The following is an 11,039-nucleotide window of genomic DNA, read 5'->3' on the forward strand; positions in this document are numbered from 1 at the left end:
CTTTCATTGCAGACATGCGCCGTCTCGCTCAAGCGCGTCGCGTATCGCCTGTGGTTCCAGCGCGCGCGGCTCGATCCTTTGTCGGACGGCGAGCGTCGCGGCATGACCGATCGCGTGACCATATGAAAAGCACTGAGCGGTGACCCGTGCGGAGGCAACCGCCTCATGTTCTGCAGACAGACATCGCCCAGCGACGAGCAGACCCTCGCCACGGGATGGCACGAAACAGCCGTAGGGCACTTCGTAGTAGTCGTCCAGCACCCATTCCACCTTGGGTTTCGCGCCGGCGTGCAGTTCGATCGGCCAAGGCGAGCGTGCGATACCCGCGGAAAACTTGCGGGCACTCACGACGTCTGCGTTCATCAGCTTCGAGACGCCTTCGACCTGACGTGTCTGGCGTACGCCCACCTGAACGCCGGTATCGTTTATGAAGGCGTTTTCGCACCCGGCCACGTACTCTCTAAGGAAGCGGGCGTATGCGTGCACCTGACGCCGACCGTTCAGTTCGGCTTCCGTGAAATCTTCATAGAAAAGTGGATTGAGTTCGCGCCCGTCGGTGCCAGTAATTCGGGTGCAGTTGCATAGCAACTCTCCTGGCCTGGTCGTCGGGAAGAGCCAGATTTTTGATCGGGGGAGATTGTCGCCAGCGAGGTGACGTTCGTGTAGGAGTGCAGAGATCGCTGCGCCCATGATCGTGTCGTCACCGTAAGCTGCGGTGAAGCGTGCGACGTCCACACCTTGTAGCCGGAAAATCATGGTCGGATTCTGTACACGACCTTCATCGCCTACAAAACTGTCCAATCCAGCCATCGCAACCAGATCGGCATCCCCGCTTGCGTCGACAGTAACGTGCGCGCGAATCGTCAACGGTCCCTGCTTGGTCCACGCGGTGACGCCTTCGGTGCGCTCGTTCCCGTCAAGCAGGACGCCGGTCGCGACTGCGTGATAGATGACGTGGACACCGGTCTCGCTCAGTAGAGCGTCGGCCGCGTCCCGCCACACGAGAGGGTCGTGAACGCGCGTCCACGTTTTGCCGTAACGCAGCGGCGCGCCAAGCCCTCCGCGTTCTTCCAGTAGTTTGCAAAATTCCTGCGCAAAGCCGAAAACGACGGGCTCAGGCTTCGCGGCTACGCGGTCTGTAGCGAGATACATGCCGCACACGGTCCCCGAAAGCCCAGCTACCGCCCCCCCACCGCAAAAGCCGTAACGTTCCAGCAGCACTACTTTAAGTCCCTGACGCCGCGCGGTGACCGCAGTGGCAACGCCGGCGGCACCTCCACCTATCACAAGGACATCACACTGAAGATCACCAACCGTACGAACGTCGATCCCTGCCTTTTTCATCTGTCGCCTCATTGTCGTCAACTGACATATCAGTTGACGACATTTTTAACGAAGGAAGAGCAGGCTGTCAACGACGGATAAATGGAACAAACCCTGGTGACGGGTCGCCACATGGTGCGAGAAGCAGACCGGGCGGCCCTTGGCGCGCGCACGGACGCGCATATTTAGTGTTTTCCCTAGGCGCATCTCGACCGCGAATGGCGAGGCACTGAAGGTCTATCTGCTCGGGCAGCCGAGCTACACCGCAGGGACGACCTCCCGCAATGACGAGTGGGGCGGCGACTGGCGCGATGCCAACAGCGCTCGCAACCGCAATCGCTCCCTGCAATGCGGCACCGTAAACGAAAGCTGCAATCGCCATTTTCGGCGGATAGGGCACTGTGCGCTCCAGCAGCGAACGAATCCTTTCAGGAATACCTGGTAACGCCCCCCGACGCCGGCAACCGTCTTCGAGATCAACACCCGCGCCGTATCGAGCAAGCGCTGCATCACTGTCTCCGCACCCCGTTCCGCCACGGTCGGAATTTCAGCTTCATGAAGGCACTGCCCTGCTTATGTCGTCTCCGCTCAGTGCCGCCACGACCCATGCGGCAACTCGACGTCCCGTCTCGCCGCAGCCAATCCTTCAGCGATGCCCGCGCGATCCAGCGCAATGCAGTAGACCGGCTTGGCACGCTCGAAGCGCCAACTGTCGGCGAGGGTCCCGGCGTCGACTGGATCGAAGCCGAACTGATCGAGAAGCCCGCTCACGACGTGTTTGGCCGGCGCGTCATCGCCGGCGAACGGCAGTGCCCGGCGGTTCGGCGCATCGGCAGGCTTGCCGTCCGTTTCGAGGTCCTTCGCCAGAATCGCGTTGAAGGCCTTAACCACTTTCGCGCCCGGCAATGCGGCGGCCAGCATCTGGCTGGTGGTCGTCGAGCGACTGTCGAGCGCTTCGATCCGGCCATCGCGTTCGGGATAGTGGTTGCATGTGTCGATCACGATCTTGCCGTCGAGCGCGGTAACCGGCAGCGCTGCAATGCTCGAGAACGGCACGGCCACCACCACGACGTCGCCGAACCTGGCCGCCTGTTCAGCCGTGCCGAGCGCACAACCGATCGCCGCGGCCGTGCTGATCAAGGTCCGCGGATCACGGGAATTGCTGATCATGACTTCGTGACCAGCGTTGCTGGCGAGCGTCGCCATCGCGCGGCCGATAAAGCCGGCGCCGAGAATGCCTATTTTCATGTTTCACACTCCATGTCTATCTGAGGATCGCGCCGCTGAGCGCACGCCCGTCGGTGAGAAACACTATGATTCAAAACTTCAATCGGATAAACATGCATGATCTGATGACTGTCGAAACCAGGAGTGGGGAATAATGGACCGTTTGACCAGCATGGCCGTGTTCGTGAAAACGGCCGACAGCGGCTCGTTCGCCGCGGCCGCACTCGCCTTCGGCATCTCGTCGCAGATGGCCGGCAAGCATGTCAGCACGCTGGAAGAGCGCGTCGGCGCGCGTTTGCTCAACCGGACCACGCGCCGCCAGAACCTCACGGAGATCGGCCAGATTTTCTACGAACGCTGCAAGGCGCTGCTGGCGGATGCCGAAGCGGCCGAATCGGTCGCGCAGGAGCTGTCGGCCTCGCCGCGCGGGCGTTTGCGCGTCACCGCGCCGGTCACCTTCGGCGCCTGCTGTCTCGCGCCGATGATCACGCGCTATCTGAAGGCCCATCCCGAGGTGCGGGTCGAATTGGCGCTGACCGACCGCTTCGTCGATCTGATCGACGAAGGGTATGAAGCCGCGATCCGCCTCGGCTCGCTGTCGGATTCGTCGTTGATCGCACGGCCGTTGATGCCGTACCGGCTGATCGCCTGCGCGTCGCCCGGCTATCTGGCCGAGCGCGGCGAGCCACATACACCGGAAGCGCTGACGGAGCACGAGTGTCTGAGCTTCGTCTACACGAGCTTGCCGGTTGCGACCGAATGGAGTTTTGCCGACGAGCAAGGCGAACACGCGGTGCCGATCTCCGGCCGCTTTCAGGCCAACGACGTGAAAGCGCTGCTGGCGGCCGCCCTCAATGGCGCCGGTGTGATACTCGCGCCCGAAGTGGCGGTGAAAGACGAGCTCGCCGCGGGCCGGCTGGTGCGCCTGCTCAACGGCTACGAAGCGCCCGCGCGCCCCATGCATCTGGTCTTTCCGGCAAGCCGCGTCACCCCGAAACTACGCGCGTTTATCGATCAGGTCGTGGCCGAATTCGGGCCGCACGCCGCGTGAAATGGGTCGCCGGGCACATCCGGAAGACGGCCTCCGCCACCCGCCAATCTTCCCCCATTGACCGCTAGAATTGCCGGCTTTGCCCGCTTCGGGCGCGCGACAAGGCAAAATACGGGTTTTGCGCGCGCGGAACGCGCCGCAAGACCGGATGAATCAGACCTCGGCGGCTTGCCCGCCGCCGACCCTCGCAAAGACGCACGACGACGGCCCAGCAAGCCAATCAGGCCTGCCGGGCCCGTCGCGTGCGGCGCAGCCAGGACAGCTCGTCCTTTAACAGAGCCCCCTCAGGAGCATTCATGACCGATTCGAACCCATCTTTCCTCGGCAGGATTTCACTTGCCGTCAGTACGTTTTTCAGCATCCTCGGCGATGGCGAATTCGCCGCCGGCGTGCTGCGCCTGCGTAAGGGTGGCGCGGGTGGCGCCGCTGCCGCGAGCGCCGCATCTGCACCCACACCGGCCGCCGCGCCCACGCCCGCGCCTGCCGCTGCCCCGGCGCCCGCGCCCCAGCCGGCGCCCACGCTGAAGGAAGCGACCCCGGACGCCGCGCTCCAGTTGCTCGGCCTGCTGCAACGCGACGCGCGCTTCATCGATTTCGTCGAAGAAGACATCAAGGGCTATAGCGACGCCGACATCGGCGCCGCCGCCCGCCTCGTGCACGACGGCTGCCGCGCGACGCTGCGTGAGCATTTCACGATCCGCCCGGTGCGCGACGAAGCCGAAGGCAGCCGCGTGACGCTGGCCGAAGGTTTCGACGCCACCTCGATTCGCCTGACCGGCAACGTCGTCGGCAAGGCGCCGTTTAACGGCAGCATCAGCCATCGTGGCTGGCGTGTCGACGAAGTGCGTCTGCCGAAGCTGACCGGCAGCCATAACGCCAAGGTGATCGCACCGGCCGAGGTGGAGCTATGAGCGACGCACGCTTCTCAATCGGTATCGACCTGGGCACCACGCACTGCGCACTGTCCTACGTGGACACGACAGCCAGCGACGGCGAAAAGACCGCCCAGGGCGTGCTGCCGATCGCACAACTCACCGGCCCCGGCGCGATCGACAACCTCGATCTGCTGCCGTCGTTCCTCTACGTGCCGCATCCGGACGAACTCGCCTCGGGCGACCTGTATCTGCCGTGGACCGGCCAGCGCGAATTCGCGGTCGGCGAGTTCGCCCGCAGCCGCGGCGCGGCCACGCCGATCCGGCTCGTGTCGAGCGCCAAGAGCTGGCTGTGCCATCCGGGCGTCGACCGTCGCGCGGCGATTCTGCCGAACGACGCGCCGCCCGAAGTCGCGCGCGTTTCGCCGCTCGAAAGCTCGGTGCGTTATCTGACGCACCTGCGCGAAGCGTGGGATCACGCGCATCCGGATGCACCGTTCAGCCAGCAGGACATCACGGTGACGATCCCCGCGTCGTTCGATCCGGCTGCGCGCGAGCTGACCGCCGAAGCCGCCGAGGCTGCCGGTTACGGCCGCATGACGCTGCTCGAAGAGCCGCAAGCCGCGCTGTATAGCTGGATTCAGAAGAGCGGCGGCCAGTGGCGCAAGCAGGTCAAGGTCGGCGACATCATTCTCGTGGTCGATGTGGGCGGCGGGACGACCGACCTTTCGCTGATCGCCGTGATCGAGCGCGAAGGCAATCTCGAACTGCATCGCGTCGCGGTCGGCGAACATATTCTGCTGGGCGGCGACAACATGGATCTCGCGCTGGCTCACGTGGTCGCGCGCAAGCTTGCAGCACAAGGTACCCAGGCCGACGCGTGGCAACTGCGCGCCCTCACCTATGCATGCCGGTCGGCCAAGGAAACGCTGCTTAGCGATCCCACCACCGACACGGTGCCGCTCGTCGTGCCGAGCCGCGGTTCGAAGCTGATCGGCGGTTCGATCCGCACCGAGCTGACGCGCGCCGAGTTGACCCAGACGATCCTCGAAGGCTTCTTCCCGCAGGTCGATAGCGCGGCGCGTCCGGTAAGCCGCGCGCGTGCCGGTCTGACGCAACTCGGCCTGCCGTATGCGCAGGACGCGGGCATCACGCGGCATCTGGCGGCCTTCCTTGGCCGTCAGGTGGGCGCGCTCGCCGAACTCGACGGCTTGCGCGATATCGCCACCGCGGAGGGCGCGACCTTCCTGCACCCCACCGCTGTGCTCTTCAACGGCGGCGTGTTCAAGTCGCCGCTGCTGGTCGAGCGGATCATGGGCACGCTCAATGGCTGGCTCAGCGCCGAAGGTGCGCCGCAAGCACGCCTGCTCGAAGGCGCCGATCTCGATCTCGCCGTCGCGCGCGGCGCGGCCTATTACGGCTATGTGCGGCGCGGCAAGGGCGTGCGCATTCGCGGCGGCACGGCACGCGCGTACTACATCGCGATCGAATCGGCGATGCCCGCCGTCCCCGGTCTCGAGCCGCCGGTGCAGGCGCTGTGCGTCGCGCCGTTCGGCATGGAGGAAGGCACGGACGCCGAATTGCCGGCGCAGGAGTTCGGGCTGGTCGTCGGCGAGCCGGTGCACTTCCGCTTCTTCGGCTCGTCGGTGCGTCGTCAGGATCAGGTCGGCACGCTGCTCGACTTCTGGGGCCCCGAGGAATTGCAGGAACTGGAGGAAATCGAGGCGACGCTGCCGTCCGCCGGCCGCACCGCCGGTGAAGTCGTGCCGGTGAAGCTGCATGCGCGCGTGACGGAAGCCGGCACGCTCGAACTCGAAGCCATGCCGCGCGGCACCGACGAGCGCTGGAAGGTCGAGTTCGACGTGCGCGGCAGCGCCAATGCATGACTGAGATGAAGCGCTACAGCGTCGGCATTGATCTCGGCACCAGTAACACGGTGCTTGCGTATGCCGCGGCGGGCGATCCCGAGGCGGGTTGTCCCGCGGCGGGCTATCCCGCGGCGGGCTCGCAGGAGATTCGCGTCTTCGAGATCGATCAGCTGGTGAGTCTCGGCGAAGTCGCCGCGCGGCCGCTGCTGCCGTCGGTGCGGTATCACGCGGCGCCGGGCGAGCTGAGCGCGGGCGATCTGCAGTTGCCCTGGCGCGCGACGGACAGTGCGGTCGATCGCACGGTCGATGGCGCTGTCGGAAGTCAGCAGGGTCAGCAGGATCCGCCTGTAGTGATCGGCCGGCTCGCGCGTGCGCTCGGCGGCCAGGTGCCGGGACGGCTGGTGGCGAGTGCGAAGAGTTGGCTGTCCCACGCGTCGGTGGACCGGGTCGCACCGATTCTGCCGTGGGGCGCCGCGGACGATGTCCGCAAAGTCTCGCCGGTCGAAGCCAGCGCGAGCTATCTGGCGCACGTGCGGGCGGCCTGGAATCAGCGTTTTCCGGACGCGCCACTCGAAGCGCAGGACATCGTGCTGACGGTGCCCGCTTCTTTCGACGAAGGCGCGCGAGCGCTGACGGTGGAAGCGGCGCGTATGGCGGGCCTACCCACTTTAAGGCTGCTGGAAGAGCCGCAGGCGGCGTTCTACGACTGGCTGTTTCATCATCGAGACAGCCTGGCAACTGAACTGTCGGACACACGGCTCGTGCTGATCTGCGACGTAGGCGGCGGCACCACCGACCTCACGCTGATCGAAGTCCGCATGCGCGACGGCGAGCCGGAGCTCGCGCGTATCGGCGTGGGCAACCATCTGATGCTCGGCGGCGACAACATGGACCTCGCGCTCGCGCACCGGGTCGAGGCGCGCTTGTCTCAAGCGGGCAGCGAGCGCACGCGTTTGTCGGCGGCGAGTCTGTCGCAACTGGTCGAGCGTTGCCGTGGCGCGAAAGAACAACTGCTCGGCCCGCACGCGCCGGAGTCGGCTTCGATCACGCTGCTGGGTGCGGGCTCGAAGCTGATCGGCGGCGCGCGCACCGCGCAGGTCACGCGCGAGGAAGTCGAGCAGATCATCGTCGACGGATTCTTTCCGGCAGTCGCATCAAACGAACGGCCCGGGAGGCCGCGCGGTGCGATCGTCGAGTTCGGCCTGCCCTATGCCACCGATGCGGCGGTCACGCGTCATATCGCGGCGTTTCTGAGCCGCTTCGCGGCACAGTCGCGTAAGGCGCTGGGTTCGTCTGCCGGTTCCTCTGCGCGTTCCTCCGATACAGGCGAAGGTCAGGACGAGCCTTTGCCGATACCTGACACGCTGCTGCTGAACGGCGGCGTATTTCGCGCCGAGGCGCTCACGCAGCGCCTGTCCAGCACCTTGGGCACATGGCGGGGCGAGCCGCTCAACGTTCTGCACAACGACAATCCCGACGTCGCCGTGGCGCGCGGCGCGGTCGCTTATGCCCTCGCCCGCTCGGGCCAGGCGCCGAAAATCGGTGGCGGCTCGGCGCGCAGTTACTTCCTCGTGCTGGACGAAACCGGTGACGGCGAACGCGACACCGAGCCGACGCAACGCGGCATCTGCCTGCTGCCGCGCGGCACCGAAGAAGGCCACGAGATCCGGATCGAAGACCGCACGTTCGCGCTGCGCCTCGGGCACCCTGTGCGCTTTCACCTGGCTTCTTCAAGCGCGGACACCCTCTATCAACCCGGCGAACTGACCGACCTTGCGCAAGGCGACTTCGTTCGGCTGCCCCCTATCGCGACGATCGTGCAAGCGCGCGGCGCGAGCCCGGCGCGCGGCGAGACCGCGGTACAGATCGTCACATCCCTTACCGAAGTGGGCACGCTCGAAGTGCACTGCATCGAGCTCGACAATCCGGCGCAGCGCTGGCTGCTCGAATTCCAGTTGCGCCGCGCAGACGGTCAGGTGAGCGCCCAGCTGAACCTGTCGGCGGATCCGGCACAAGCCCGGCACCCCGCGCTCGACGAAGCGATCGACCATATCGACCGATGCTTCGGCTCACGCGCGCAAAACGTCGGCCCCAAGGAAGTCAAACGCCTGCGCTCGCAACTCGAACACCTGCTCGGCCCCCGCGAAAGTTGGAACAGCGCGCTGCTGCGAGAACTGTTCGGTGCACTGTGGGAACGTGCGCGCCGCCGGCGGCGCTCGGCGGACCACGAACGCTTGTGGCTGAATCTGGCCGGCTATTGCGTACGGCCGGGCTTCGGCTATCCGCTCGACGAATGGCGCGTCGAGCAACTCTGGTCGCTCTTCGACGACGGCATCCAGTACGTCAACGAAAGCCAGGTCTGGTCGGAATGGTGGACGCTATGGCGCCGCGCGGCGGGCGGCCTCGACGAAAGCGCGCAACTGCGCGTGCTCGACGCGATGGCCTATCTGCAAACGGCCGCGCAATCGCGCCATAAGCTGCCGTTCGACGTGTCGAAAACCGGCTTCACCGACATGGTCCGGCTGAGCGCCTCGCTCGAACGCATTCCAGTCGAACGCAAGATCGAGCTCGGCGAGTCGGTGCTCACGCGGCTGAAAAAACCCGCCGAAAACCATCAGAGCTGGTGGGCGGTCGGCCGCATCGGTGCGCGGCGGCCGTTCTACGGAAGCGCGCATAGCGTCGTGCCGCCGGACGTCGCAGCACAATGGCTGAACGCAATCCTTGCGCTCGACTGGAAGAAAGTCGACCCCGCGGCCTTCGCCGCCGTGCAGATCACCCGTATGACCGGCGACCGCTCGCGCGACCTGCCCGAGGCGTTGCGCCATACGGTAGTGCGCAGGCTCGAAGCGGCCAATGCGCCGCGCGCGTGGATCACGATGGTCAGCGAGACCGTGGAGCTCGATGACGCCGACGAAGGCCGGGTGTTCGGCGAATCGCTGCCCGCAGGGCTGAAGCTGATAGTGGCAGCGCTATAACGGCTCGAAGGTCAGCACAGCCTGCGCCGCGTGCGGATTCTGGCGTTTCTCGAGACTTTCGGCGAGCAGTTCACGGAAGATGAACAGCTTTTCCGCGCCATGCTGCGCGCGGAATTCCTGCAATACCTCCTGAATCGCAGCGCGTTGCGTAGCGGGCGTCAAGGTGCTGGCAATGTACGAGCTGCCCCTCGCCAACTCCATCAGGTAGGCGGACCTGTAAAGCTTCTTATCAGCGTGACGACTGCTCTTGCGTGGCTTGCTCATCGTCGTTTTTCCAGCCGTTTTAGTTGCGTGTACAACCAGCAGCTCTCCCTGCTGGCGAGGCCGGCCGCCACGGCACTATCCCGAGCCGCTCCGGCCTTGTCCCCGACACGGTCCCGCTATCTGAACAGCCCATGCTTAAGCCAACCTTACGCGTGGCCATACAGCGACACAGACGCCTGTCAATTGTCCGGCGGCAGCGTCCCGGCGCATCGAGGCAGGCAACGCCCTCCTGCAAAACCGACCGGGTCGTCTGTGGACTGCAATGCACTATCACGCAGCAATGATCGGACGGGAATCGCAGCGCCGTCAGTGGGCTTCCGAACGGACCGCTCCCGAAGCAAGGCGCCATGCACAGCGCTTGGAAACAGTGCCGCAGCCACTTACAGCAAATCGTATTGTTGCGCTAGACGCGCAGCCTCGTTGATTCGGTTTGTACCCATTTTCTCGTTTATCCGCGAGTACATGGAATAGATACTCGCGACCGAGAGTCCCAAGCTCTTCGCTACTTCCTGTGCTGGTTCCGCTACCAGCACAAGCCGAAGTGCAGTCAGGTCGCGGTCATCGAGTTCAAACTTTGCGACCATCAAGGTGCGCTGCGCCATCATGCGTACATCCAGAAGTGTCATCGCCATTGCGCGTAAGAGCGCTTGCCATTCAAACAGTCGTGCTTCCCCACCGTCCTCAACTTCGATTTCGCTAGCCACATGCAAAACGCCGAGAAGCGATGTTGCGCGTGAATGCGCGGGGACGATCAGGTTGCTCCGAAACCCGTATTGACGCGCCATAGCGCGCATATCGCGTTGCCCCGCGCTCGTTATCTGGATGCTACTGCCGCGAGCTGGCACCGCATTGAACCGCGCGTACTGGAGATACGGGTCATTGCTGTACCAGTGGCGGTGCTGATAGATCTGAATCCACTCCGGGTTGCATCCAACAAGGAAGCGATAATCGGTTGTGGGTCCGTTCGTGTCCACGCGGAAGGAACTGAAGATAAACGAGGGAACTTGGAGCTGCGAGAAAACGGCTCTGAGCCGCGGATGAAGCTCTATGTCGTGTCCGCACTCGCCGAGCACATTGATTGCGGCCAGTACTTTCCCGATATTCACTTGCATTCCCTCCACAGCCTCTCAGAAAATATTGGGTTCGCTCATTCCTCTTGGCTTGCAAGCTGGCGAATTTTTTCTTGAATTGCACTGTAGTGCCGTTCCAATTGCGCGAAATACGGGTCTGCAGTCAAATAGTCGTACGTGGTGGCGTGAACATCGACCGAAACGGAGTGGATGAAGCATGTGCCATCCGCCTGAATCAGCTCCCGCTCAAGGAGCATCAGTGCTTCACGTACCAGCAGTCGAACGCTTACGCGCTCGCGTCCGACAGCGACTTCAGCCGCGTAAACAACAATTTCCCGATTTTTCACCTGCTGAGTCGGCCATGAGTCTCACTTACGTAAGCTTACCTT

Annotated in this window: 9 protein-coding genes; 4 read left to right on the forward strand and 5 right to left on the reverse strand. The window is 64.3% G+C overall.

Annotated features, from left to right (window positions below):
* Positions 1 to 3: 3 nt before the first annotated feature.
* Positions 4 to 1,356, reverse strand: coding sequence for an FAD-dependent oxidoreductase (locus HHL24_RS04350; protein ID WP_329606586.1), 1,353 nt, complete (start codon positions 1,354 to 1,356; stop codon positions 4 to 6).
* 555 nt (positions 1,357 to 1,911) lie between these two features.
* Positions 1,912 to 2,571, reverse strand: coding sequence for an NADPH-dependent F420 reductase (locus tag HHL24_RS04355; RefSeq protein WP_169484195.1), 660 nt, complete (start codon positions 2,569 to 2,571; stop codon positions 1,912 to 1,914).
* 133 nt (positions 2,572 to 2,704) lie between these two features.
* Here HHL24_RS04355 and HHL24_RS04360 point away from each other — a divergent pair, with 133 nt between their 5' ends.
* The 4 genes from HHL24_RS04360 to HHL24_RS04375 all read left to right on the forward strand — a co-directional run bounded on the left by HHL24_RS04360 (position 2,705) and on the right by HHL24_RS04375 (position 9,316).
* Positions 2,705 to 3,601 (forward strand): LysR family transcriptional regulator, encoded by an 897-nt coding sequence (locus tag HHL24_RS04360; RefSeq protein WP_169484197.1) that lies wholly within the window; start codon positions 2,705 to 2,707, stop codon positions 3,599 to 3,601.
* 296 nt (positions 3,602 to 3,897) lie between these two features.
* Positions 3,898 to 4,512 carry a DUF2760 domain-containing protein gene (locus HHL24_RS04365; RefSeq protein WP_169484198.1) on the forward strand — a complete coding sequence of 205 codons (615 nt, stop codon included), beginning with the start codon at positions 3,898 to 3,900 and terminating at the stop codon, positions 4,510 to 4,512.
* Positions 4,509 to 6,359: an Hsp70 family protein gene (locus HHL24_RS04370; protein WP_169484200.1), complete on the forward strand. Its 1,851-nt coding sequence runs from the start codon at positions 4,509 to 4,511 to the stop codon at positions 6,357 to 6,359. Before HHL24_RS04365 ends, HHL24_RS04370 begins: the two co-directional genes overlap by 4 nt.
* On the forward strand, positions 6,356 to 9,316 hold the full coding sequence (locus tag HHL24_RS04375) for an Hsp70 family protein (protein WP_169484201.1): 2,961 nt from the start codon (positions 6,356 to 6,358) through the stop codon (positions 9,314 to 9,316). Before HHL24_RS04370 ends, HHL24_RS04375 begins: the two co-directional genes overlap by 4 nt.
* Here the strand turns inward: HHL24_RS04375 and HHL24_RS04380 are convergent.
* The 3 genes from HHL24_RS04380 to HHL24_RS04390 all read right to left on the reverse strand — a co-directional run bounded on the left by HHL24_RS04380 (position 9,311) and on the right by HHL24_RS04390 (position 10,997).
* The gene (locus HHL24_RS04380; protein ID WP_230417327.1) at positions 9,311 to 9,580 is read right to left on the reverse strand and encodes a hypothetical protein; all 270 of its coding nucleotides are present in this window, start codon (positions 9,578 to 9,580) and stop codon (positions 9,311 to 9,313) included. The genes HHL24_RS04375 and HHL24_RS04380 overlap by 6 nt on opposite strands.
* A 380-nt stretch (positions 9,581 to 9,960) precedes the next feature.
* Positions 9,961 to 10,692: an autoinducer binding domain-containing protein gene (locus tag HHL24_RS04385; RefSeq protein WP_169484203.1), complete on the reverse strand. Its 732-nt coding sequence runs from the start codon at positions 10,690 to 10,692 to the stop codon at positions 9,961 to 9,963.
* 35 nt (positions 10,693 to 10,727) lie between these two features.
* Entirely contained in the window at positions 10,728 to 10,997 is a 270-nt protein-coding gene (locus tag HHL24_RS04390) for a hypothetical protein (RefSeq protein ID WP_169484204.1), read from the reverse strand.
* Between the last annotated feature and the right edge of the window lie 42 nt (positions 10,998 to 11,039).

It is taken from the genome of Paraburkholderia polaris, from assembly GCF_012927345.1.
GTDB lineage: Bacteria > Pseudomonadota > Gammaproteobacteria > Burkholderiales > Burkholderiaceae > Paraburkholderia > Paraburkholderia polaris.